Below are 23981 nucleotides of genomic sequence, written 5' to 3' on the forward strand. Positions count from 1 at the left end.
AAAGAGTTCCATGGCGAAAGACATGATGGTCCGGTGCGAGGAAAAGCGCCTCCACAAAATCGACGGCAAGAAGGAAATGCGCTGGGTACAACTCGGCGTCGCCGATCTCTCCCCCGACGCTTCTCGCGAGATCCGCTGTCTCTACTGCCATGGCCAAGTGAAACTGCGGACGCAAAAAGAATCCTCCGGGCCGCAGATCCTCATCGAACATAAGTCGCGGCAGGACGCCGAACGTTGCCAAGGAAGCGCCCAATACCAAGGCTCTCATCAACGGTCCGAGAAGCCGGTCGTTTGAACCGACGATCTGTGCCGGTCGCCGCTCAATCGCGGCGCCCCAACATCAACGCATTCCGGCGTTTGCGCGCACAATCGACGCCGCGGCGCCGATGCGTTACGCTGATAGGCGTCGTAGGTTCAGCCAGCGCTCATCACGACGCATCGCGTCCCACTTAACGAGTTTTGCCATGAATCAGTTTCTTCGCACCGTGACCGCCGTCTCGACCCTGGCCGCCGTCTCGCTGTTCGGCAGCGCCGCCCGCGCCGATGAAACCGTCACCATCGAAGGCGTCCACATCTGCTGCAAAGGCTGTGCGGTCGCCATCGAAAAGGCCGTCGCCAAGACGGCTGATGACAAGGAACATCCGGCTGAAGTGAAGTGCGCCGTTGACGGCGACGCCGGCAAGGTCGAACTCGTCGCCGCCGACACAGCCGCCATCCAAGCCGCCGTCGACCAAATCGCCGCCGCCGGTTTCCACGGCGAGCTCAGCAGCAAAGAAGTGAAGTGGCCGAAGGCGAAGGCGCCGAAGGGCAAAGTTAAAAGCCTCGAAGTGACCGCCGTTCACAACTGCTGCGGCGCCTGCACGAAGGCGATCAAAGCCGCCCTCGCCGAGTGCGACGGCGTCACCGCCGACACCTGCAAGCCGAAGGAAGAATCGTTCGTGATCGAAGGCGACTTTGAAGCGAAGGCCGCACTGAAGGCCCTCCACAAAGCCGGCTTTCACGCGAGTTTGCCGGAGAAGAAATAAGCGACCAGCAATTTCGTTGCTCGCCTCCGAGGCAACGATGCGTATTCGCAATGTTTGAAAATACAGCTCCGCCGACTTGAGACCATGGGTCCAAGTCGGCGGAGCTGCGAATGCTTCCGCAACGCCGATGCCGGCCAAGCCAATCCAACTCCAGCGAGAGTTGCGCTAGACCGGCGTCCCCAACACGTCTTCGAAGTCCGGCAGATTCTCGCCGGTGCCGTGGTGACGCAGATTCGTCACTCGAACATGGCACTGACCAATCGAATTCGTGACGTCGAACAGGTCGAGCACACTGTTCACATCCTGAGGCGTTGACAATCCCGGATACTTCCAGGCCCGCGAGTTGTCGATGATGATGCTCGGCAACGTCGTCTCGAACGGGTTGTTCCAAGCGAACATGCCGGCCTGCAGCTTTCTCGCATCGCGGATCGTCAGCCGCGTATTCCCCGAGACTACAGCCGCGGGGCTCGTGTAGCCGATGTACTGGAAGCGCACGTTGTTAAAGAAAATATCGGCGTCGTAGTAACCCGGCGGCATGTCGACGAGCATCGTGTTGCCCGCAGCATAGTCCAACTCGACGGAATCGAAAGAGTACACCGCGTTATTGTGTCCAAATCCGACTCCGCTCTGAACAGGGTCGAACTGGAGAATCGTGCACTCGCTGGGAGTGAACATCCGGAACACCGTCAAATCGCCGCCAGCCTGGTATTTGAAAATCACCGGCGTCCCGTACACGTCGAGGTCGACAAACGTGTGCCCCAGGCTTTGATCATTTCTCACGAGCACGCCGACGTCGCATCGATCGATCGACAGGTTCGTGTGCAAACATTGCTCGCAGTTCAGCTCGTGAATGTTGTCAGTGGCATGCTGAATTGCCGTACGAAAGTAAGACAAGAACATATTGCTCAAGTGGTGCTTGCCCACCCCAAGCCCTTGTCGGTCTCCGGGACGGTTCACGAGAATGCCGACCGGCGCTTTGGGGAGCGGTTGCAAGTCGGGCTCCGGTTCGGTCTGCAAGTCCATCCGATAGCGTTGAGCGCCATACATCGAGAAGCCGTCGAGCTCCCAGTACGCGCCATACAGCCCGATCATCGGATCTTCATCCGCGACCTCGCGAGGCCCCTCCCAAATCAACTGCGTCCCAATCCCTTGCAGTGGGTGCGCGTAGGTATCGATGGGTTCGCCTTCCCCCTTCCCCTGGACCCTACCTCCGGCCACAAACGGAGTCGAAATGGTCTCCGGGATCAACAACTGCCCAGCCGCCATGACGACATTGCGACCCGTCGCTCGCTGCGTGTCGACGGCGACTTGCAGTAGCTCCCCCGTCGGTACGCCACGCGTGCCGATCACGGTGACTTCAATCGTCACAGCGTCGCTAGAACCTCCCTGACTGGCCGTCACCTCAACTTCGTAAACATTGTCGAGATCGGCGTCGGCAGGAGAGTGAGCGTTCGGCGGCGTAAGAAACGCCAACGCCCCCGTCGCGGAATCAATCTCAAACAACGCTTGATCGGCGCCGCCCGTGATTGAAAACACAACTTCATAAATCGGCCACGCCTGAACATTCCCAATCTCGCAATCGCCGGTAACCGCAATTAACGACGGCGAAATGATGGTCGTCCCTAGAATGACTGAATTGTCAAACGAATCAACGACGCGTGCGCCGTTGCTATCAATGATATGCGGCATAAGAATGCCCTCCGCTGCTCGGTGATATTTCTGTATCGATGCCAACTCAAACCGCGCCGCCGCTTGCCGCTCCTGCAGAGCGACAAGCGACGCATCGCGGCAGTTCCACCAGCACTCCGGTCAACGAAATGGTAACGGACCAACGCTCACCGCGCGGCAACCGCTCGATCTCGCCGATCGGATCGTGCGACTGCTGGCGCTAGTACGTAATTTCCACATCAATCCGCATGAGAACGCCCGTCGGATTCGTCGCGTAGGTCGGGAAGGCGACCTTGAACGTGAAGTAGTCGCCACTGGAGACGGACACGTTCAGCCCCGTGACGTCGTAGACCTGCCGGGCGGAGTTAAACTGCACGCTCGACGAAAGCGTCGTGTCGCTCGACGCGTTCTTCCGCAGGTAAACGGTCGCCGTCTCGTTGCTGCCATTCACCGCCTGGCACGAAGTCTGAACGATCACCCGAGTGATCGTTCCCGTATGCATCGGGTAGAGTCGCGTCGCATACCCCTCCGCGGTGGTGAGGATCGCCTCCGTCACATACCGCGTGTCGCCGTCGCCGATGGCGGATCCCGACGACTGAGACAAGCTCATGTAGTGCTTGTTCACTCCCAAGGTACTGCGCGCCGCGGCAGCGTCGGCGGCGTCCCACAACGACAAACCGAACGCGCTCGGCGTCTTGCCGTTGATTGTCGTAAACGTCGCCGCAGCCGGCGTCGTGGCGCCAATGACGGTGCGATCGATCGCGCACGTCGGCGTATTGCCGGCCGTGAGCGTCAGGAACGAGGTCCACGACGTGCCGTCGACGTCTCGCGCTTGCAACTGCAGAGAGTTGCCGCTCGAGACGCCGGTTCGCACTTGCGCTGCCGACAGCGCGCCCAGCGCACTCTCCGCTTCGTTCCACAAACCGATCTCGCCGTCTGCCGACGCCTTCAACCCGCCGCGATTCAGCCAGCCGATCACCTGCGAGTCGTTCAGTTCGCTAATGTTCACTTCGGACATTTCAGTCATCCTTTCAGTGCAGTCGAGGCGATGCATTGCACCAAGTCAAAAGCATCGCTCGCCATGAAGTAAGTCAATCCAAAACAATCAGCCGCGACTGAAATTCTTCGGAAGCTTCAGCGACGATTCGCCAAAACGTCCGGCAGTCGGCGATGTGCACTCGCCGCCTGCTTTGTTGACCGGTCAGTTCGTTTATACAGCGGCAGTGCACGTTTGAGCACTCGCCATTTTCGGCCACCCCGGCCGCGACAGCATCTGCTTGCAATCGCTCAAACCAGTCGGCCTGCAGTCGATTTCAGAACGTCGTTGCGTTGAATAGACAGATCGTCTACACTCCCACATAGACAACACGTCTACAAATCGACCTTCGCACACGACGCACATGGCCAAGGCGCCCCGACACGTCACCGACGCCGAGCTCGCCGTCCTCAAGACGTTGTGGGACGCCGCGCCGCTCGCCGCCCGCGAGATCGTCGAACGTCTCTACCCCGACGGCTCGCCCTCCGACGTCGCGACGGTACAGAAGCTCATCAGCCGACTCGAAGCCAAGGGCCTCGTAGAGCGAGAGCGAGCGACCCCGGCTCACCTGTTCCGCGCGACGATCACCGCCGAGGCCTTTGCCGGCGAACAGCTCGAAGCGATGGCCGAGAAACTGAGCGACGGCTCGCTCACGCCGTTCGTGATGCACCTCGTCAACGCCCGCGGCCTCACCCGCCGCGAACGGCAAGAACTGCGAAAATTGCTCGGAGAGTAACGCCCCATTCGTCGCCGCAAGGCGATTTGCACGTTGGAGAACCGCACGATGGATGGACTCATCTCGGCCGGGCTGCTAAACGCCGCCCTCGCGACGCTCCTCGCGGGGGTCGCGCTCATCGTGACCGTCGCGTGGAAAAACCCGTACGTCGCACGGCTCGCTTGGCTGGCGGTGCTGCTGAAGTTAGTCACGCCGCCGCTCCTGTTTATTCCAGTGGAGGTTGCTTGGCTGCAGCCGAGCGTGCCTTCAACGCCGACCGTTACAGTTGAATCCGTCGCGATCGAACCCAGCGATTCGAAGCCAATCGCGAACAACGTCGCCATCAGCGCGGCAGCTACGGCGGCCCCCGCGACGTCCACCACCACTCAAACGATCGCGCCGTCGATCGCCCCCGTCGCCGAATCAACCGCACCACTCCCCGCCATCACGCCACACGCCTTCCCCTTCACCCCACTCCAAAACCTCGCCATCATCTGGCTCACCGGCAGCTCGCTGCTCAGCCTTATCTCTCTCACTCGCATCGTCCGCCTCCACCGCTGGCTCGCCCGCGCCCTCCCCTGCCCTACGGCACTGGAACAACGCGCCTCCGCGCTCGCCGCGGAGCTCGGCCTTCCTAACTCACCGCGCATCTGTATCGTCGCCGGCCGCGTCGCCCCCTTCGCCTGGTCGCTCGGTCGCCACGCGACAGTCGTCCTGCCCGCCGCGCTCGTCGACTCACTCAACGCCGACGCCCTCGACGCCGTGATCGCCCACGAACTAACGCACCTCCGCCGTCGCGACGGCTGGACCCGCTGGCTCGAACTCGCCGCGACCATCGCTTACTGGTGGTGCCCGACCGCGTGGTTCGCCCGTCGCCACCTCCACGCCGCCGAAGAAGAGTGCTGCGACGCCGACGTGCTCCGCCGCTTCCCCGCCCTCCGCCGCGGCTACGGCCAAGCGCTCTTGCAAACGCTCGACCTCCTCGCCGGCGACACAGCCCTCGCCCCCGGCGCTACTGGTTGGGGCTCGCGACGGTCGCTGCGGCGACGGTTCGAGCGGATCGGCACGCCAATTTTGATCCAACCGCTCAGTAGATGGAGTCGCGTCTTCTACGGAGCGGCCCTCATCGTCACCTGCCTCCTCGCGCCTGCCGCGGCTACCTCAGAACCCGCTACCTCGGAACCCGCACCGCCGCCAGCAACCAACAAAACAACGGAGCCTAACGCCGACAACTCGGAGCCCTGCACCATCACGCTGAAAGACGGCTCCGTCATCAACGGCGTGCTAGTTGAGCGCGACGGCGCACGACTCATCGTGCTGCCGAACGCGCCCCCTTCAACGCCCGACAAACCAGCGACGCCCGCCCGCAAACCGACCGAGACGCCTCTCGATGCGGGCGAGTTAAAGCATTGGAAACTAACTTTCAATGAATGCATCCACCTAGCGATAGAGAATGATCGCAACTATCGCATTGCGCGCAACGCCGACGGCACGCTCGTCATTTCGCAGAACTTAGGCGAGCCACAGCCGCCGATTGATTTCCAGCATCAGGTTGAGAAGCGAATCGCGGAGATCGCGGAGCGATACTGGAAGCTTCGCTTGGCCAACCAAGAACTAGCAGCGCGGCGGAACACCCAGCAGGCCGCCCTCGAAACTTGGCGCCGTGTCAAAGCCAAGTTCGCCGTCTCGGCTGAAGGGGGTACGCAATCGGAAGAGGCCCAAAGCCGCGGTCAGTTCTTCTACAGCAAGAATCAAGTGCAGGTCGCTCAATCTCGCCTTCTCGTGGCAGAAGCGGAACTACGCAGTGCGATGGGTCTTTCGGCGAACGACGGCCGCTTGATCAGTGCCAGCAGTGCCCCTAATGCAAACGACCTCAAACTCGATTGGGAGTCAGTGCGCACGCGAGCGCTCACCAAGCGGATTGAAGTCCGCGAACAAGATAAGCAACTGAAAGAGAGTGAAGCAGTTTCCGAGAAATCGCAGCAGGCCGTCGTCGAAACAGAAAAGCTCGACCTTTCGCAACGACTCGCCAACACCACCGCAAGACACCACGACCTACTCGCCAAACGCGAAGCCGCCGTGCTCAAAGACCTGCAGCTTTCCGTGACGTCTCAACTCGCGAGCGCCGTCCGTTCGCTCGATCTCGCCTACGGCATCCTCGAAACAAACGCCAACCGTCGCCAAGCCAGCGACGATGAAGTTCCGGCTGTAGAAGCGACCTATCTCATCGGTCGCGTTTCGCTCGATCTATTGCTGCAAGCCCAAGAGCGCAGCGCCGACGCCGCCATCGCCCACGAACAGTCGCTCGCCGACTATCAACTCGCGATTCTGCGACTGAAGCAGCAACAAGGGACGTTGCTTGAAACCTACGACATCCGCATCGCCGAATAGCAAAACGCCCGCAGCGCTCACTTCAACCGCTCACGCCCCCACTCATCAAACTCCGCCCGCAGTCGCTCGTGCGGAATCGGTACGCCCAGCTCGTCGCTCACGACGCGCCAATGCTTCACGACGTACGCCGCCACTTCCGCTTCGGGCGCCCCTGGATGGTTCATTGCATAACGGTGTGAAAAATTCGCCGATCCGCAATCCTCCGCCTCCAGCCGTTTCCACCAAGCGTCGCGCCAATCACCGTCGAACTCGACCAGATGCGCCCAAGCATCGTGATGGGCGTGAAGCAACACTTCGACGCCGGCGCCGCTCCCGCCGTACGCCAACGGCATGTGGTAGTAGATGAGCCCAATCCGCTCTGCGAAATACTCAACCATCGCTTCCGGCGTTCGCATACCAAGTCTCCCTCAACTCAACAGCATCCCCAACTCCGCCGCCGTCATTCCCGCCAGCGGCCCGCCGTCGCCGCTGATGATCGCATCCGCCAGCCGCCGCTTCCGCTGCTGCAACTGCAAAATCTTCTCCTCCACCGTATCGCGGGCCACGAGCCGATACGCAAACACCGGCCGCTGTTGGCCGAGCCGGTGGGCCCGATCGATCGCCTGCGCCTCCGCCGCCGGATTCCACCACGGGTCGAGCAGAAACACGTAATCGGCCGCGGTGAGGTTCAGCCCCGTGCCGCCCGCCTTCAAGCTCACCAGAAACAACGGGCACGCCGCGTCGTTCTGAAAGCGCTCCACGCGCTGTTGCCGGTTGCGAGTTTTTCCGTCGAGATACTCGTACGCCACGCCCTGCGCATCGAGTTGAGTTCGCACAATCGCCAGCAAGCTCGTGAACTGCGAGAAGACAATCGCCTTGTGCCCCTCGGCGACAATCTCCTCGACCTGCTCCAACAGCGTCTCCAGCTTCGCGCTCGGCTTGCTCGCCAGCTTCGCGTCAAGCAGCCCGCCATGGCACGCCGCCTGCCGCAACCGCAGCAACGACTCGAGCACATGCATCCGCGCCGCCTTCATCCCCTCCGCCTCCACCTGCTTGAGCAGCGACGCCCGATAGTGTTCGCGCAGCTCGTTGTATCGCTTGCGGTCCGCTGGCAGCAGGTCGACGAACAGCGTCTGCTCCGTCTTCTCCGGCAGTTCCTTGAGCACCTCGTCCTTCGTCCGCCGCAAGATGAACGGCGCCAACGCCCGCCGCAGCGGTTCGAGCCGTTCCTCACCGCCGCCGGTGAACGCCTGCAACGTCCGGCTGCGTCCGAGCATCCCCGGATTGAGAAACTCAAAGATCGACCACAAATCGCTCAGCCGATTCTCGACCGGCGTGCCGGTGAGCGCGAGCCGATGCGCGGCGTTCAGCAACCGCGCCGCCTTCGCCGACACCGACTGCGGATTCTTGATCGCCTGCGCCTCGTCGAGAATCACATAGTCGAACGGCTGCTCGCGCAACAGCTCAATGTCTTGCCGCATCGTGCCGTAGGTGGTGACGATAAGATCGGCGTCGGCGAACACTCCCACCCGATCGTGCCGTTGCGTCCCGGTGTAATCAACCGCCCGCAACTGCGGCGCGAACCGCTCCGCCTCTTGCAGCCAATTGAAGACGACGCTCTTCGGCGCCACCACCAGCGTCGGCCGATGCTCCGCGCTTCGCTGCCGCTGCGACTGCCGCCCCGCCAGCCACGCCAACACCTGCACCGTTTTGCCGAGCCCCATGTCATCGGCCAAACAACCGCCAAGCCCGAACTCTGCGAGGAAGGCGAGCCATCCCAACCCTTCGCGCTGATAGCCGCGCAACTCGCCGCGAAAATCAGCCGGCGCCGCGCGCGGCTCCACGCCCGCAAACGACCGCAGCCGATCGCGCACCCGCACGAACTGCCGATCGACTTCGAGCCGAATCTCATCGCCCCGCTCCGCGAGCAGCACGTCGAGTAACATCGCCTGCGACGGCCGAAACCGCAGCTGATCCCCTTCGACCTCCGCCAGCTCGGCCAACGGCCCCCACCGCGCCAGCCACTCCTCCGGCAGCAATCCCTGTGAACCGTCGTCGAGCACGACGAACCGCTCTTTCCGCTGCAGCGCCGCGAGCAATCGCGGCAACGGAATCGCCGCGCCGCCAAACTCGACCGACAGGTCAAGATCAAACCAATCGACGCCGCTCCGCACGACCGCCTGCGTCTGCCCGGCCCGCCGCACCGGCCGCCCCTCGGCTTCAATCGCCCAGCCGAGTTCCGCCAACCCGCGCACGACGTCGTCGAACTTCTTCAGCGCGAACTCGACGTTGCCCGGCGGATCGTAGTAATAGAGCGGCCGCTGCGGCCCCACGCGCAGCTGCGACAACTGCCCAATCAGCCGCTCCTCCGCCGCTTCGTGGCGACGAATCACACGGTTGCCCGCCGCATCAAACACCGTCGGCAACCACGCCTCGAGCCCGACTTCAACCCCGTCGTAATCGAACGCCGCCTCCGCGTAGAGTCGATCGGCCTTGTGATAGTGCGGGAACCCCGTCGCATCGGGCGCCGGAAAGATCCGCAGCACGCCGCGCGGCGTCACGTCGACAATCGGCAACGACAACCCCGCCGACGCATCGCCCGCCTCCGACGCATCTCCCGCTCGCGGCATGCTCCCATACGCATCGCCAATCCCGCCCCAGCGGCCAACCTGCCACGCCGCGCGCTCGGCTTGCTCCGCCTGCGCGTCGCTCACGTCCCAAGAGTCTTCGTCATCATCATCGTCGTCGACGTTGCGTTCGAAGCGATGAATGAGCGCGAGCGGAGCGTTCGATTCGCCAAGCTCAGCATCGAGCCCAGCAGCCAGACCCTCGGCGTCGATCTTCAGCAGCCCCGCCCACAGATGCTTGCAGAAGTCGCCCCCTTCGTAATAGGGGCAGGTGCAACTCGCCACGACTCCCGTCCGCGGCTGCGACCAATTAATGACGATGCGATACGGCTCAGGCCCGCTCCCCCGCACCGTGCCGACCGCCGAGTGGGAATCGACGCCGCTCCACTGCACCGCCCGCGACTTGAAGTAGCCCTCACCCTTCGCGCGAACTTTCGCCGTGAACTCACGCAAACAACGGGCGGCAAGCGACATCAGCGGCAGCACTCAAGCGAAGGGCGATCAAACGCAACCATTGTCGCAACATTGGTCGACGACAGCCATCCCACTAGCCCCGACCTAGCTCGGTCGAGGCTGCGCGCTACTGCTCGCCGCTTAGCGCGTATCTGCGACCACCTTCAAGTCGACAACGGCACGGTCAATTCCCGTCGCTCCACCTCCGCTTCCGGAAACAGCCGCCGCAACCGCTCCACCTCAGGCTCCGGCACTTCTTTCGGCAGAAAAATCGAGAGGATCGACTCGTCCCCAAACAACTGCCGAATCGCGTTCGGCCGATTCCGCGAGCCCGCGCCGCGATCGCCCGGAATGACGGTAACGTTCGCGTACCCCATCGCATCGTGGAGCGCCCCCTTCCGCCGCTGCACAATGCTCCCCTGCCACGCCACCGCCGCGGCGATGGCCGTCAACACGAGCGCCATTCGCAAAGTAAACCGAGGCCGCGTCATCTCACGCTCCCGAAAGAACCATCCGCCTCGCCGCCACCGTAGGGTGGGTGCTCGCACCCACCTTGCCCAGCTGAAAACGACCCGCCGTCACGCCAGCCAATCGACCTCGATTCAAAAGATCACACGCGGCAGGCGTTGAAGGTGGGTGAACCACCCACCCTACAACTCTTCGTGCTCCTTCGAGATCTTCGCGCCTCCGTGGTGAACGCACAGTTCGCCCGCGCTCCAAGGCATCCAGTATGATGCCCCCATGAACCAACCGCCAAGCGTCGTCGCCATTCGCCTCGCCGAGCCCGCCGACGCCGCAGCCATCGCGCAGCTCATGCAAGCCGAACCAGCCTTTTGGCACCCCAGTTGGTCGCCCGAGCTCATCGCCCGCACGCTCGCCGCCTCGACGACGATTGCCTTCGTCACCCTAGCCGCCGCCGAGCCCGAAACCGTGCCACTGCTGGCTAGCCCAGCAGTGCAAACCCAACCCACGCCCCCCATCGCCGGCTTCGCCTGCGCCCACAACCTCGGCTTCCGCGGCTACCTCAGCGAACTCATCGTCGCCCCGAGCAGCAGAGGCCAAGGCCACGCCAGCGCCCTCCTCGCCGTCATCGAGCAACGCCTCGCCGACGAAGGCTGCCCGCTAATCATTGCCGACGTCTGGCGCGCCGCGCAGGAGTTCTACCGCCAGCAAGGCTGGACCCCGCCCGACGCCGTGCTGCTCCGCAAGCATCTACCCCCGGCAACCTAAACGCCGCCGCAACCGTAGGGCGGGTGCTCGCACCCACCTTTACCGCATCAATCTACAAGCGGCCCCGACATCTCAACGCAGAGCAGCGCACAAGTCACCCGTCGAAACGCCGCCTGCAATTTGCTCCAAGCGGGCAAGGTGGGTGCAAGCACCCACCCTACGCATTCTCAGCGGCGGCGCGTTCTAGGTTGAGCTCCAGGAGCTTCGCCAAGAGGTCATCGTCGGAAAGGTCGGGCGACCAGCCGTAGGCGGCGAACACCGCCTCGTCCAACCGTCGATGGACCAGGTCAAGCCACGCGGGCCGCTCGTTGTAGAGATTGGTGAGCGTCCGCTTCTTCAATTCCTTCGCGCTCGCTTCATCGCGAGCGACGGTGCGGGGATACTTCACCGTGCCGAGTTGCACCGGTTGACCGTCCGCCGATGGCGTCGCATTCGGCGCGGCATGAACGGTCGCGGGATCGATGTAACGATCCCAAGGACCGCCGACCGTGCCGGGAAACTCAAGCGTTTCGGTCGTCGTCCACTCAGGCGGATTGAGCCAGTTGTTGCGCAGCTGATCAAGCTCGCGAGCGGCGCCGGCGATGGCGGCGCGGTGAACTTGAAATCGCTTGGTCAAAGTCAGCAAAAGCTTCACCACTCGGCTCGTGCATTCCGCGCTGCGTTCTCGATGACTTTGACGATTTGTGAGAGGCTGGTCGCGAAAAACTCGCGGCGACTACTTAGGCGACACCAATCTAAATGCTCATGCACTGCTCGCTCAACTGCCGCGCAGTCACCAACCTCCCAGCTAGCGAGAACTCCGAACGGCAACGGCACCCCGGTCGCGGAACTGAGTTGATCAGCACGCAAATTGGCTTCATGGCGTGTGAGTCCAACTTTGTAGAGATCGGTTTGATGTGCGGGAGATCGCATTACATAAACGACGCCGGGATCGGGGCCTTCATGTCGCGAGGCGGCGCGAGAAAGCAGGAATGATTCAGGGCTTGTCGCCCCCCAAATATCCTTTCGGTTAACCCAAGTTCTGCCGACGATAGGAATTCCGTCCTCGGTTTGGCCAATCGATCCCGGGGGCAATGACTTCCAGTACCCGGATGCCTCGAATGACAGTTCGGGCGGGATGACGGCTTGTTCTTCGCCGTTGCTTTCACGGGCCGACACGGTCAGGCATCTGACAGTTCGAAAGAAGGCGAGTTGCTCAGCGCCAAGAGCCTTCTTGGCTTCCTTGACATATTTCTTCCTTCTGTCGACGTATAAGCTCGTAGGAAAATCTGTGTCCTGAACGTGCTTCATTTCATCAACAAAAATGAAAGGTAGGTAGATTAGTGCCGAAGCAGCTGAGAAAAGCGGGTTGTACCGAGCGAGTGCTTTATTCTGAGTCTCCACATAGCTCGGCGTGCGATTGAAGTCGGGATTCGAAAAAATAGCCTCGTCGTCAGTGAAAACTTCGTATGCGTTCCCGATATCCACGTTGACATAACGCACTTCATATCGCTTGGTTTTTAAGTCCAAGCGAGTGAGCACGGCCACACGCCCGTAGCCGGGAAACTCCTTCAAGTAGCGATCAGCGACAGACAGTTCTGCAGCCGGAAACAACCCTGGCTTGGAAGGGAGCAAATCGCCCTTTGCCGCCTGCACCGTCTTTTCATCGGGAGGGTTGGGCGGGTTCTCGCCAGTCAGGAGGAAGCAAGACAATTCCCACTCATGGCGGACCATTGCAATTCCGGCAACGATTACGCGTGATTCGCCGCATGTAACGTGGTATCCCGTCGACGCGTCCGGAAAGTTATACGAGTAGATGAATCCCTCGGGCATCGCATCAAGGAGTAGCGCCGGATCGCGTGGAAGACCATTTGATTCATACCAGGTGAAGTATTGGTTCAGGGATAACAGGTGCTCACGTTCCGGCAGTAGGTCAAACCCACACATCGAACGATCATGATGAAAGAGCGCTTCGACGACGTTAAACGCCGTCGGAAGAGCATGGAAACCGGCTTTGGATATTCTGTGGACAAACTCGTGAAAGTAGCTTCGCAAGGCATTCGCTATAATGAAGCCCGAGCCACCGCTGTACCTTGAAATAGCCCAGTGCGGAAAGCGTTCGGCAAGTTCATTCACTCTTATGCGTGAGGCAATATCCATCTCCGAAAGTCGGCTCACTCTTTGCGCATGCCATAAAGCCTCCTTGTCCCAGGGTGGAGGGAATGCTTGTCGATAGATGGCCCGCATCCTTCGATCATGTGGTGAATCAGGCATGATGACTCACTTCGCTATTAAGAAATCAGAGAGTAGGCGGCGACGAGGTCTTTGTGCTTCCCTTTGTATTCCCAGGCGAAGTGGTCCTCCATCCAGACGTCGGCCCAGCCTTGTTCGCCTTCGAGCTTGTGAACGCCGCGCTCGAACGTATACGAAGCGCCGTCAGGGTCCGACTCGACGGGCGTCGGTTGACGAAGGAGCTTGCAAAGGTCAAGAAAGTGCTCGTGCTAGGCGGATCGCTCCGAGAGCTTTGAGACTTGCCACTTCGCGATGAATTCTTGAGGCGTCATGAGTAAATTGCGGCAAGCGAGCAATGAAATGGCAGATGAAGAGCACCGAATCGTACCAGGATACCCCTAAACCGCGGTAGTCAAAGTAGGGTGGGTGCTCGCACCCACCTTCTCCTAATCCATTACGCGGAAGACGCCACAAAAATCGAGCATGCCCGAGGTCGATCTCCATAGCCAACGGGCAGTTCGCTTCCAACGGGCCAAGGTGGATGCGAGCACCCACCCTACTCGTATTGCAGCCATTCGTCGCCGTAGAACTTCGGAGCGCCGCCCCACTCGAGAGCGTACTCGCCGAGCGCGGCGTAGCGGTGAAACGACGACCAGGGCCAGTCGTTCACTCGCTCAACCAGCCGATGCTTCAACGGGTTGATGTGCACATAGTCGACACACCGCTTCAGGTCGCGCTCGTCACGGATGGTATGCTCAAAGAACCGCCGGCACCACACGCCGCGCTCCCCTTTGATGCTGCGGCTCGTCGACACGCCGCTCTCAACGCCGCCATGCTCGAGATACAACTGCGTGAAACGGGACTTCACTTGCCGCCACAGGAGCGAGTAGTCGACGAAACTTTCCGGCAACGTCCAAACCGTGTGGAGATGATCTGGAAGAAGCACGATCGCCGTCACCGCGAACGGGTGACGCCCGCGAACTTCGCTAAATGCCTGTCGCAAGGCGCCGCGAGCGACGTCGCTTGTGAGAATCGGCCGCAGTCGGTGCATCACGGCGGTGAAGAAGAACGTGCCGTCTGCCACATAGTTGCGCCGGTACTCGGACATGAGCCCCAACATATCGCGGGCTGCACTCCACCGATACGAAATACCGCATCTTTTTTATGCTATTTCCTGCGCAATCGTAGGGTGGGTGCTCGCACCCACCTTCTTATCGTCCGCCACATGGGGTTCCCCGCGAAAATCGAACATGCGGAACCTCCCTCATGGCTAGCCGGGCGATCACTTCAAGCGGGTAAGGTGGGTGCGAGCACCCACCCTACGACTGAGCATCACCTTGCTTCGCCCCACCGCAGAGGAGTGGCCGAAAGTCGGTGACTGAAGTTCCCTTGCCCTTCCGCTAGCCTGAACCCAGCACTAGGCTCGCCCTGCCATGGCTGCTGCGCAAGCGCCTTCCGTCGGCCCCGTAAATCGCGTTGCGATCAGCTACTCAGCCAGCCTATCGAACGCGCTGGCAAGGCTCGATTCAAACGCGGCCGGCGCCAATGGACGCCAGGGAGCGTTCTTCACCGGACGAACGAACGGAGCCGCGTCGGGATTCGTTCGCTTGATGATTGCGGCGTCGTGCGCCGCGCCGCGACCGACGACGAATGGGGCCGTTGCGATCGACGATCGATCGACGGCGCCGTGCGGACGCTGCAGGCTTTCCACGGCAGCGGCCTGTCGCAGGGTGATCGCGGCCGCGCCCGGAGCGGTCGATTCCTCGCCAACTTCGGCGAACGCTTCGTCGACGGACGCGGTCAGCGAGAGCGCAGCGGCACTCGCTTCAACGGCAGTCGCCTCGATAGCCGGCACGGCTGCGGGTTCGCCAAAGTGCTCTTTCCAAACATCGAGGTCGCCGCCGTCAACGGCCCCGCTGCCATCGCCATCGGCGCCGCTGCCGGCGGGAGTGGCGACTGCGCCAAGCTGGCGCTGCCAGAGCAAGAAGTCGGCGCCATCGACGGCGCCGTCGTGATTGTAGTCGCCGGAGAGCGGGGGCGCGACGCCGGCGACCCAGATCTCTTGACCATACGTGTGAGTCGTCGCCGTGACGAAGAGGCGACCATTGACTTCAACGAGCGAGAATGGATCACGAGCGGCGTCAGGTCCGCCGAAGGCGTCGACGCGCTGCGTTCCCGCTTCGGTCCCGTCGCTCGTCCAAAGCTCTTGCCCGTTCACGCCGTCGCTCGCGCTGAAGTAAAGTACGCCGTCGACGTTCGTCAGCAACTGGAGATTGGAGTCGAGGGCGCCTGGATTGACGTCCTTTACGCGAACGGTCCCTGCTTCGGTTCCGTCGCTCTTCCACAACTCGCGGCCACTGGCGCCGTCATTGGCGACGAAGTAGAGCGTCCCGCCGACATTCGCCAGCACCATAGGACTGAGAGAGGACGGATTTGAATCCCCTCCGGGATTAATATCCTTCACCAGCTGAGTTCCGGCCGCTGAACCATCGCTTTTGAACAGCTCAAAGCCGCTGGCGCCGTTATTGGCGAAGAAGAAGATTGTTCCCCCGACGTTCGTCAACCAACTGGGGAACGAGCTGCCAACGCCGGCCTGGAGATCGCTGACCAGAACAGTTCCCGCATCAGTGCCATCGCTCTTCCAAAGTTCGTGCCCGTTGACGCCGTCGTTCGCTCTGAAGTAGAGAACGCCCGACGCATAAATCAATTCCGCAGGAGACGAACCGAGCGCCCCGGCGTTAATGTCCTTGACGCGGACGGTTCCCGCTTCGGTTCCATCGCTTTTCCACAGCTCAAGCCCGCTCACGCCGTCGTTGGCGACGAAGTACAGCGTCCCGTCGGCGTTTACCAGCAAGTCAGCGGAGGAACTGAGAGATGCGACGCCGATATCCTTGACGCGCACCGTACCCGCCGCGGTGCCGTCGCTCTTCCACAACTCGCGGCCGGTGGAGCCGTCGTTGGCGACGAAGTAGAGCGTCCCGCCCACGTTCGTCAGGTTCGTGGGAGAGGAACTTCCGCTGCCGCTGCGAATATCCTTGACGCGCACCGTCCCCGCCGCGGTCCCGTCGGACTTCCACAGCTCGGCGCCAGTGGCGCCGTCGTTGGCGACGAAGTAGAGCGTTCCCGCGACGTTCGTCAGGTAACTGGGGGAGGAACCTCCGCCGCTGCGAATATCCTTGACGAGCACCGTTCCAGACGCAGTCCCGTCGGACTTCCAAAGCTCGGCGCCAGTGACGCCGTCAGTCGCGACGAAGTACAGCGTTCCCCCCACGTTCGTCAACGATGCAGGAACAGAACTGACGCCAACGTTAATATCCTTCACCAGAACCGTCCCGGCCGCGGTCCCGTCGCTCGTCCAGAACTCAGGCCCCGTCGCGCCGTCGATGGCGCCGAAGTAGAGAACTCCGCCGATGTTCGCCATCGCGGTAGCGAAATCTGGAGAAGATCCTCCCGAACCTGGGTTGATGTCTTTGACCAGCATGGTCCCCGCGCCGGTTCCATCGCTCTTCCAAAGCTCGGGGCCGGCGGCGCCGCTATTGGCTCGGAAAAAGAGCGTACCGCCGACGTTGACGAGATCGCGCAGAGCCGTCGTGGAACTGACTCCCGCCACGCGATCGGTTCCGGCCGCGGTCCCGTCGCTCTTCCAGAGTCCCATGCTGCCATCGTTGGCGCTGAAGAAGAGCGTCCCGCCGATATTGGTCAGACTGCTGGGATTGGCACTGGTCGCCCCGGCATTGATATTTTCGACCAGGACGGTTCCAGCCTCGGCGCCGTCGCTCCTCCAAAGCTCAATGCCGTTAACGCCATCGTTGGCGGTGAAGTAGAGCGATCCCGAGACATTCATGAAACTAGTTGGGGAAGAGCCACTCGCTCCGGCCCGAATATCTTTGACGCGAACGGTGCCCGCGTCAGTGCCGTCCGACTTCCAAAGCTCTTGGCCGCTCGTGCCGTCGTTGGCGGCAAAGTATAGCGTCCCCCCCACATTCGCCATGAGATAGGGCTGAGTAACGTTAAGCATGGAATCGCCCAGCCCGACGTTAATATCCTTCACGAGCACGGTCCCCGCGGCGGTGCCGTCGCTCTTCCAAAGCTCGCGGCCATGGACGCCGTCGTTGACGTTGAAGTAGAGCGTACTCCCCACGGCCGTCAGCGAGCGGGGGTCATAGGTGAGCGGAGTACCGAACGATTTGACGAGGCTGGTCCCAGCCGTGGTGCCGTCGCTCTTCCACAGCTCGTTGCCGTTGGCGCTAAAGTACAGCGTCCCTTCCACATTGATGAGCCCGTTGGGATAGGGAAACTCTAAGTTGTTGGTGACGTTCTTCACCAGGACAGTCCCGGCTTCGGTGCCGTCGCTCTTCCAGAGCTCGGACTGAACGCTAGACGAGGCGGCAATGAAGTAGAGCGTCCCGCCAAAATCCACAAAATTACTAGGATAGGAGCCTGCCGCCCCAAAGGGCTTAATATCCTTGACGAGCACCGTACCGGCCGCGGTTCCGTCAGTCTTCCAGAGCTCGCGGCCCTGCGACTCCGTGACCGCGGTGAAAAACGTCACCGACCCCGCCTGGAAGAACCCGACGGGATGCGATCCGCCCAAAACCGGTACGGCGTTGATGTCCTTCAGCAGATCGAAATCGGCGGCCAGCAGCTTCCGCGATTCGAGCGACTCGAGCGCTAACTGACGACCAAACGATGCGTGGCCAGAAGAACGTCGACGACGAGGAGCCTGGAACTTAGACATGGGGGCGTCTCAGAGAAGGGAGGAGTCGTTTCATTTCGGCGCGAATCAACGGCTGCCCGTCGACGCGCCCGCCAGGGCTTCAATCGACCGTTATGCTAGTCCTCTGGATAGAATAGTGCAAATACATTGCTCAGCCCCGCAAAAGGAGTCGACGGACCTATTCCATGACTCGCTCACTGCGTCCGTCATTGCGCGGAAGGATGCTGGCGCGGAGGCTAGATGGTTTGATTTGCTACAGCTTTCGACAAACCAGTTTTATCTGACGTTTTTTGCGACACCTACTGAGAAGCGTTTGTGAAGATGGCTTGAAATCATGGAATCAGATCTGCTCATTGCAATGAGGAAAGTGGCCGAAAATCGGTGGCTGAAGTTTCTTCGCACTTCCGCTAGGCTGAACCACCGGCGTCGGGATCGCGCTGCCATTGCTGCTGCGCACTCAGAAAAACAGCGAGTGTGCAGCGGGTAGCCCTGGTTGGCGTACTCGCCTACCAGGGCGGCGCAGCCGCAAGAGGCAAGTTAATCGCAGCCCGCCACATCACAACTAACAACTGACAGAACCGCCCAACTTACCACCAAATGTCGCGTCTAAATCGCGCCGAAAGGCGACACGAGAGACCTAAAACCCGACCGCCAAACAACTTAGAACAACCAATGTCGTGTCGCCTAAAATCGCACTCACGACGCAAGCGACGGATACGACACGACATCACACAACACGAACTAAACGGGTAGTCCAGGTTGACGTACTCGGCTACCTGGGCGGCGCAGCCACAAGAGGTAAGTAGACCGCAGCCAACCTCTCATGACTTCGTCACCTGGAACTGCATATCGCCGCGACTGTCCTTGGCAAAAACGCGCCGCAGCAGACATCTAAAATCTGATATATTCTATTTCCACCATGCTGATGAAGGCAGCAAATGGACGGTGCGTCGTGATGTCCCCCGTGAACGTCAGCGAGATCGACCGCAATGGGATCGCCAATCGAGCCAAAGCTGGAACACGCGAAAATTATTCCTCAGTTATTCTTCGACGTCATTGCGAGAATCGTCCCGGGAGCCCTGGCAATCCTTGCGGGCTTGCTGCTCACTGGCTCGACATGGCTATCGCTCTTCAACACCGTGATCGCAGGCGTCGGCTCAACTGAATCGCGTCTCGTTCCAGCTCTCCTCGCGTTCGGGTTCGCATCTTACCTAGCTGGCCAGATGATGTCTCCTGCCGTTAAAACCCTACAACGATTGATGGAGAGCATCTGCGTAATGAATTTCTTTATCCGCAGAGAAGCGCTCAGTTATTTTTGCGACATAGAACGCAAGAAACCGAAAGACTCCGACGGAAAGTCAAGCAAGAAGCCTGATGAAAACCCAGACCAGAAATCGGATGGAGGCTACGACGAACTCCGGCTTCGACATCCAGCGGTAGGTGAGATGTGCCAGAAGATCAGAGCAGAGTTCTTGATGCACTATGGCATCGCCGTTGTGCTTGCAACCAGTGCGGCGATTACCCTACTGCCTTCTTTGTCGCCGGCAATTGAGGGCTGGTGTCGTAGGTTGCTTTTGTTCGTCGCGCTACTCATAGGCGCACTTGCTTCGGCAGTCAGAGGGCGTGCTACATGCGACACGCACGACAAAACGGTCGTTAAATTTCTTAAAGCCTATCGATCGCTGCAAGAATCCGCCGTGGCGAGCGCATCCACGTCAGACAGTCAGCCCTAGCCTCTTGTTGCATGTTATGACCGTTCAGCGACTTCGCATCACCGCGCCACTCTCCCCCTCCCCACCTGCTTCCCGCTCAATCACCTCCTGCCGACTCTCCCGCCCCGAACTCAACAACCGCTCCCGCACATAGAAACCAGTCCCGACGGTTAGCGCCGCGGCCAGCGCAATCAGGAGGTACGGCACAGCCACAGCTATCCGTTGCAGCAGCGCGTATTGGGCAAGCGTTCGCTCCACCGCCAGCAGCGATCGGGCGACCGCTTCCTTGGCAGCCAGTTCCTTGCCAGCGACTTGGTCAGCCTGCCGGCGCGTGTGCACCGACTCGCGGCCGTCGTGGGCATACCAAGCGTGCGAGGGCGCCGGCTTCAGCGCGGCATTGTTCTTCACAAACGGGAGGTGATCAACCGATTCGCAGCCATGCCGCTCCCAGCGGTCGATCAACTTGGTGAAGCCGGCGTCGATTCGCCGCACATGTTGATAAGAGGCGGCGTCGATCGCCAGGGTGAGTCGCCCGTCGTTGCGGGCGGCGCCCCAGGCATACTGCCCGGCCAGCGCTCCGGCGAACTGCTGGAACTCGCGAACTTCGTCAACCGTCGGCTGCTTCCCCGGCGGGAAGACGACGTAGCAATAGGAGGACATCCATCGGCCTTTCCTCCCCCCACGCGAGAAGATACTGAGGAGCGGCTTCGCTGGCAATTTTGCTCGCGTTTTCTCGGCGTTTTCGCCAAGCGACGAGATTGCCCGCGGACGGCGGGCCCTTGTGGGAGGCCGATTCGGTGGGCTACGATGGAGCGATTTTACTCGCTAAATGCGAGGCAGGCGGAGCAAGTTAGAGTGCGTCGAGGGAAGTCCCGCGGGGATGAACCCCTCGGCTCGCTTGGTTCGCTGCGGCGCCTGCTGACGAGACGATTCGCCGCCCTCACCTTCAGACGGAAGATATCCCGCCGTGCCCCGACGAGACGACATCAAACGCATCCTGCTCATTGGCTCCGGACCCATCGTCATCGGCCAAGCGTGCGAATTCGATTACTCCGGCACCCAGGCCTGCAAGGCGCTGCGTGAGGAGGGGTACGAGGTCATCCTCATCAACTCGAACCCGGCGACGATCATGACTGATCCGTCGACGGCCGACCGCACCTACATCGAGCCCCTCACCTGGGAAATCGTCGAGAAGGTGATCGAGAAGGAGCGCCCCGACGCGCTATTGCCGACCCTCGGCGGCCAGACGGCGCTCAACCTGGCGATGGACCTCGACAAGCATGGCGTCCTGAAGAAGCACGGCGTCGAAATGATCGGCGCCAACGCCGACGTCATCGACAAGGCCGAGAGCCGCGAGCGGTTCAAGGCGGCGATGGCGAAGATCGGCCTCGGCACTTGCCGCGGCGAGACCGTCACCACGATCGAGCAAGCGCGGGCGTTGGTCGAGCAAATCGGCCTGCCGGCAGTAGTGCGGCCGAGCTTCACGATGGGCGGCAGCGGCTCGGCGATTGCCTACAACCGGCACGAGTTCGACGACCTCGTCCTCCGCGGCCTCGACATGTCTCCCACCACCCAGGTGCTGATCGAAGAGTCGATCATTGGCTGGAAAGAGTACGAGATGGAGGTGATGCGCGACGTCGACGACAACGTCGTGATCATCTGCTCGATCGAAAACTTCGACCCGATGGGCGTCCACACGGGCGACTCGATCACCGTCGCGCCGGCCCAGACGCTGTCGGACAAAGAATACCAGCGGATGCGCGACGCCTCGCTGGCGGTGATCCGGGAGATCGGCGTCGAAACGGGCGGCTCGAACATTCAGTTCGCGATCAATCCGAAAGATGGCCGGATGATCGTCATCGAGATGAACCCGCGCGTGAGCCGTTCGAGCGCCCTGGCGTCGAAGGCGACCGGCTTCCCGATTGCGAAGATCGCCGCGAAGCTTGCCGTCGGCTACCGCCTGCACGAGTTGCCAAACGATATCACCCGCGAGACGAAGGCCTGCTTCGAGCCGACGATCGACTACGTCGTCACGAAGGCCCCGCGGTTTGCCTTCGAAAAGTTCCCCGAAGCCGACGACACGCTGATGACGCAAATGAAGAGCGTCGGCGAGACGATGGCGATCGGCAGCACGTTCAAAGAGTCGTTCCAGAAGGCGCTCCGCGGCCTCGAAGTCGGCAGCTTCGGCTTTGGCTGCGACGGCAGCGACCTGTGGGGCACCGACGAGCAGCCTGACGAAGCGGAGATTCGCGCGAAGCTCGCGCGTCCGTGCCCGCAGCGGGTGTGGCACATTCGCTACGCCTTCAAGATGGGCATGACCGTCAAGCAGATCTACGAACTGAGCGGCATCGACCCGTGGTTCCTCGACAATCTGCTGGAGATTGTCGAAACCGAAGAAACGCTGCGCGCGAGCGGCGAGTGGGAGACGCTTCCCTTTGATGTGCTGCGGACGGCGAAGCGGTTCGGATTCTCCGACCGGCAGCTCGCGGTCATTTTCAAGCGGTCCGAAATGGAGATTCGCAAGCGGCGGCTGGAGCTTGGCATTCGCGCCGTTTATAAGAGCGTCGACACCTGCGCCGCCGAGTTCGAAGCCTACACGCCGTACTACTACTCCACCTACGAAACCGAAGACGAAGTGCCGGAGAAGAAGCCCGGCACGAAGCGGATCATGATCCTCGGCGGCGGGCCGAACCGCATCGGTCAGGGGATCGAGTTCGACTACTGCTGCTGCCACGCGAGCTTCGCGCTGCGGGAGATGGGCATCGAGTCGATCATGGTCAACTCGAACCCAGAAACCGTCAGCACCGACTACGATACGAGCGACCTCCTCTTCTTCGAACCGCTCACCGTCGAAGACGTCCTGAACATCTGCGATCGCGTGCAGCCTGACGGGATCATCGTCCAGTTCGGCGGGCAGACGCCGCTCAACCTCGCACGCGCCCTGAAGGACGCGGGCGCGCCGATCATCGGCACCAGCGTCGATGCGATCGAAGCGGCCGAAGACCGCGAGAAGTTCTCGGCGATGATCGAACGACTCGGCCTGAAGCAGCCAGCCAACGGCATCGCCCGCAACATGGGCGAGGCGCGGGCGATTGCCGAGAAGATTGGCTACCCGGTCCTCGTACGGCCGAGCTTCGTGCTCGGCGGTCGTGCGATGGAAATCTGCTACGACCAATCGCAGCTGGAAAAGTACGTCGTTGCGGCATTCGTCGTCGCTCAGGGTCAGCCGGTGCTGATCGACAGCTTCCTCGAAGGGGCGACCGAAGTCGACGTCGACGCGATCAGCGATGGCGTCGATGTGATTGTCCCCGGCATCATGGAGCATATCGAAGAAGCGGGCGTCCACTCGGGCGACTCGGCCTGCGCGATTCCGCCCTACAGCCTGCCGGGCCCGGTGGTGAAGGAAATTCGCGACGCCGCCGAAGCGCTCGCGCGCGACCTCAAGGTCGTCGGCCTGATGAACGTCCAGTTCGCCGTGAAGTGGGAAGATTCGAAGCCGATCGTTTACGTCATCGAAGTGAACCCGCGGGCGAGCCGCACGGTGCCGTTCGTGGCAAAGGCGACCGGCATGCCGGCGGCGAAGATCGCCGCCAAGGTAATGGCCGGCGTCAGCCTTAAGGAACAAGGCGAAACGAAGGACCCGGTGCCGCATCATGTCTCGGTGAAGGAAAGCGTCTTCCCGTTCATCAAATTCGCCGGCGTCGACATCGTGCTCGGCCCCGAAATGCGTTCGACCGGCGAAGTGATGGGGATCAGCGAGCGATTCTCGATGGCGTTCGCCAAGAGCCAACTCGCCGCGGGCACCGTGCTGCCGCACCAAGGCAACGTCTTCGTCAGCGTCGCCGAGAAGGGGAAGCCGGCCGTGGTCGACCTAGCCAAGCGTCTGCACGACATCGGCTACAAGATCCTCGCCACCGACGGCACCGCGAAGATGCTCGAAGCAGCCGACGTGCCTTCGCGGCGCGTGAAGAAGATTAGCGAGGGGCATCCCAATCTGCTCGACTTCCTCAGCGACGGCGAAGTGGCGCTGGTGATGAACACCCCGCGCGGCAAAGGCGCTCGCACCGATGAAGGCAAGATCCGCGCCGCCGCTGTGCAAGCGGGCGTGCCGTGTCTCACCACGATCGAAGCGGCGACTGCGGCAGTCCGCGCGATGGAAGCGTTGCGGGTGGAGACGATGCAGGTCGAATCGCTGCAGGACCGGTTTGGGAAGTAGC

The 23981-nt window shown here is 61.4% G+C and carries 18 protein-coding genes; 8 read left to right on the forward strand and 10 right to left on the reverse strand.

The window, feature by feature from the left end:
• Positions 1-10: 10 nt before the first annotated feature.
• Together ACQY7R_RS19720 and ACQY7R_RS19725 are read left to right on the forward strand one after the other, a co-directional pair.
• Positions 11-295: a hypothetical protein gene (locus tag ACQY7R_RS19720; protein ID WP_428307263.1), complete on the forward strand. Its 285-nt coding sequence runs from the start codon at positions 11-13 to the stop codon at positions 293-295.
• A 169-nt stretch (positions 296-464) separates the two neighbouring features.
• Positions 465-1025, forward strand: a complete 561-nt coding sequence (locus ACQY7R_RS19725; RefSeq protein WP_428307264.1) for a cation transporter — start codon at positions 465-467, stop codon at positions 1023-1025.
• A 165-nt stretch (positions 1026-1190) separates the two neighbouring features.
• Here the strand turns inward: ACQY7R_RS19725 and ACQY7R_RS19730 are convergent, their stop codons facing one another.
• A complete protein-coding gene (locus ACQY7R_RS19730; RefSeq protein ID WP_428307265.1) occupies positions 1191-2714 on the reverse strand; it encodes a cadherin repeat domain-containing protein in 1524 nt (507 codons plus the stop codon).
• A gap of 38 nt (positions 2715-2752) precedes the next feature.
• Between ACQY7R_RS19730 and ACQY7R_RS19735 the strand changes: the two genes are divergently transcribed.
• The gene (locus ACQY7R_RS19735) at positions 2753-2917 is read left to right on the forward strand and encodes a hypothetical protein (RefSeq protein WP_428307266.1); all 165 of its coding nucleotides are present in this window, start codon (positions 2753-2755) and stop codon (positions 2915-2917) included.
• On the opposite strand, the gene ACQY7R_RS19740 is transcribed toward ACQY7R_RS19735, so the two are convergent.
• Positions 2914-3711, reverse strand: a complete 798-nt coding sequence (locus ACQY7R_RS19740) for a hypothetical protein (RefSeq protein ID WP_428307267.1) — start codon at positions 3709-3711, stop codon at positions 2914-2916. The genes ACQY7R_RS19735 and ACQY7R_RS19740 overlap by 4 nt on opposite strands.
• A gap of 382 nt (positions 3712-4093) precedes the next feature.
• Here ACQY7R_RS19740 and ACQY7R_RS19745 point away from each other — a divergent pair, with 382 nt between their 5' ends.
• Entirely contained in the window at positions 4094-4465 is a 372-nt protein-coding gene (locus tag ACQY7R_RS19745; RefSeq protein WP_428307268.1) for a BlaI/MecI/CopY family transcriptional regulator, read from the forward strand.
• A gap of 48 nt (positions 4466-4513) precedes the next feature.
• Positions 4514-6835 carry a M56 family metallopeptidase gene (locus tag ACQY7R_RS19750; RefSeq protein ID WP_428307269.1) on the forward strand — a complete coding sequence of 774 codons (2322 nt, stop codon included), beginning with the start codon at positions 4514-4516 and terminating at the stop codon, positions 6833-6835.
• 17 nt (positions 6836-6852) lie between these two features.
• Here ACQY7R_RS19750 and ACQY7R_RS19755 read toward each other — a convergent pair whose 3' ends face one another.
• The 3 genes from ACQY7R_RS19755 to ACQY7R_RS19765 form a co-directional block, all read right to left on the reverse strand.
• A complete protein-coding gene (locus ACQY7R_RS19755) occupies positions 6853-7230 on the reverse strand; it encodes a hypothetical protein (RefSeq protein ID WP_428307270.1) in 378 nt (125 codons plus the stop codon).
• Positions 7231-7242: 12 nt separating this feature from the next.
• Positions 7243-9915: a DEAD/DEAH box helicase gene (locus tag ACQY7R_RS19760; protein ID WP_428307271.1), complete on the reverse strand. Its 2673-nt coding sequence runs from the start codon at positions 9913-9915 to the stop codon at positions 7243-7245.
• 143 nt (positions 9916-10058) lie between these two features.
• Positions 10059-10385 carry a hypothetical protein gene (locus tag ACQY7R_RS19765; RefSeq protein WP_428307272.1) on the reverse strand — a complete coding sequence of 109 codons (327 nt, stop codon included), beginning with the start codon at positions 10383-10385 and terminating at the stop codon, positions 10059-10061.
• A 250-nt stretch (positions 10386-10635) separates the two neighbouring features.
• On the opposite strand from ACQY7R_RS19765, the gene ACQY7R_RS19770 reads away from it, so the two are divergent.
• A complete protein-coding gene (locus ACQY7R_RS19770) occupies positions 10636-11124 on the forward strand; it encodes a GNAT family N-acetyltransferase (RefSeq protein ID WP_428307273.1) in 489 nt (162 codons plus the stop codon).
• A gap of 157 nt (positions 11125-11281) precedes the next feature.
• Here ACQY7R_RS19770 and ACQY7R_RS19775 read toward each other — a convergent pair whose 3' ends face one another.
• The 4 genes from ACQY7R_RS19775 to ACQY7R_RS19790 form a co-directional block, all read right to left on the reverse strand.
• Positions 11282-11758 (reverse strand): hypothetical protein, encoded by a 477-nt coding sequence (locus ACQY7R_RS19775; RefSeq protein WP_428307274.1) that lies wholly within the window; start codon positions 11756-11758, stop codon positions 11282-11284.
• Positions 11755-13377 carry a GIY-YIG nuclease family protein gene (locus tag ACQY7R_RS19780; RefSeq protein WP_428307275.1) on the reverse strand — a complete coding sequence of 541 codons (1623 nt, stop codon included), beginning with the start codon at positions 13375-13377 and terminating at the stop codon, positions 11755-11757. Before ACQY7R_RS19780 ends, ACQY7R_RS19775 begins: the two co-directional genes overlap by 4 nt.
• Before the next feature lie 514 nt (positions 13378-13891).
• Entirely contained in the window at positions 13892-14443 is a 552-nt protein-coding gene (locus ACQY7R_RS19785) for an REP-associated tyrosine transposase (RefSeq protein ID WP_428307276.1), read from the reverse strand.
• Positions 14444-14821: 378 nt separating this feature from the next.
• A complete protein-coding gene (locus tag ACQY7R_RS19790; protein WP_428307277.1) occupies positions 14822-18073 on the reverse strand; it encodes an ELWxxDGT repeat protein in 3252 nt (1083 codons plus the stop codon).
• 968 nt (positions 18074-19041) lie between these two features.
• Here ACQY7R_RS19790 and ACQY7R_RS19795 point away from each other — a divergent pair.
• Positions 19042-19785: a hypothetical protein gene (locus tag ACQY7R_RS19795; RefSeq protein ID WP_428307278.1), complete on the forward strand. Its 744-nt coding sequence runs from the start codon at positions 19042-19044 to the stop codon at positions 19783-19785.
• Positions 19786-19809: 24 nt separating this feature from the next.
• Here ACQY7R_RS19795 and ACQY7R_RS19800 read toward each other — a convergent pair whose 3' ends face one another.
• The gene (locus ACQY7R_RS19800) at positions 19810-20424 is read right to left on the reverse strand and encodes a hypothetical protein (protein ID WP_428307279.1); all 615 of its coding nucleotides are present in this window, start codon (positions 20422-20424) and stop codon (positions 19810-19812) included.
• Positions 20425-20731: 307 nt separating this feature from the next.
• Here ACQY7R_RS19800 and carB point away from each other — a divergent pair, with 307 nt between their 5' ends.
• Positions 20732-23980 (forward strand): carbamoyl-phosphate synthase large subunit, encoded by a 3249-nt coding sequence (gene carB, locus ACQY7R_RS19805; protein ID WP_428307280.1) that lies wholly within the window; start codon positions 20732-20734, stop codon positions 23978-23980.
• Position 23981 lies beyond the last annotated feature (1 nt).

The sequence above is a fragment of the Lacipirellula sp. genome (assembly GCF_965279485.1).
In the GTDB taxonomy this organism is placed as follows: Bacteria; Planctomycetota; Planctomycetia; order Pirellulales; family Lacipirellulaceae; genus Lacipirellula.

Bases quoted from the DNA above. Each gene is read 5' to 3' on its own strand.
- ACQY7R_RS19720 (WP_428307263.1), top strand. From the start codon at position 11: ATGGCGAAAGACATGATGGTCCGGTGCGAGGAAAAGCGCCTCCACAAA.
- ACQY7R_RS19725 (WP_428307264.1), top strand. From the start codon at position 465: ATGAATCAGTTTCTTCGCACCGTGACCGCCGTCTCGACCCTGGCCGCC.
- ACQY7R_RS19730 (WP_428307265.1), bottom strand. From the start codon at position 2,714: ATGCCGCATATCATTGATAGCAACGGCGCACGCGTCGTTGATTCGTTT.
- ACQY7R_RS19735 (WP_428307266.1), top strand. From the start codon at position 2,753: ATGCCAACTCAAACCGCGCCGCCGCTTGCCGCTCCTGCAGAGCGACAA.
- ACQY7R_RS19740 (WP_428307267.1), bottom strand. From the start codon at position 3,711: ATGTCCGAAGTGAACATTAGCGAACTGAACGACTCGCAGGTGATCGGC.
- ACQY7R_RS19745 (WP_428307268.1), top strand. From the start codon at position 4,094: ATGGCCAAGGCGCCCCGACACGTCACCGACGCCGAGCTCGCCGTCCTC.
- ACQY7R_RS19750 (WP_428307269.1), top strand. From the start codon at position 4,514: ATGGATGGACTCATCTCGGCCGGGCTGCTAAACGCCGCCCTCGCGACG.
- ACQY7R_RS19755 (WP_428307270.1), bottom strand. From the start codon at position 7,230: ATGCGAACGCCGGAAGCGATGGTTGAGTATTTCGCAGAGCGGATTGGG.
- ACQY7R_RS19760 (WP_428307271.1), bottom strand. From the start codon at position 9,915: ATGTCGCTTGCCGCCCGTTGTTTGCGTGAGTTCACGGCGAAAGTTCGC.
- ACQY7R_RS19765 (WP_428307272.1), bottom strand. From the start codon at position 10,385: ATGACGCGGCCTCGGTTTACTTTGCGAATGGCGCTCGTGTTGACGGCC.
- ACQY7R_RS19770 (WP_428307273.1), top strand. From the start codon at position 10,636: ATGAACCAACCGCCAAGCGTCGTCGCCATTCGCCTCGCCGAGCCCGCC.
- ACQY7R_RS19780 (WP_428307275.1), bottom strand. From the start codon at position 13,377: ATGCCTGATTCACCACATGATCGAAGGATGCGGGCCATCTATCGACAA.
- ACQY7R_RS19785 (WP_428307276.1), bottom strand. From the start codon at position 14,443: ATGTCCGAGTACCGGCGCAACTATGTGGCAGACGGCACGTTCTTCTTC.
- ACQY7R_RS19790 (WP_428307277.1), bottom strand. From the start codon at position 18,073: ATGTCTAAGTTCCAGGCTCCTCGTCGTCGACGTTCTTCTGGCCACGCA.
- ACQY7R_RS19795 (WP_428307278.1), top strand. From the start codon at position 19,042: ATGGGATCGCCAATCGAGCCAAAGCTGGAACACGCGAAAATTATTCCT.
- ACQY7R_RS19800 (WP_428307279.1), bottom strand. From the start codon at position 20,424: ATGTCCTCCTATTGCTACGTCGTCTTCCCGCCGGGGAAGCAGCCGACG.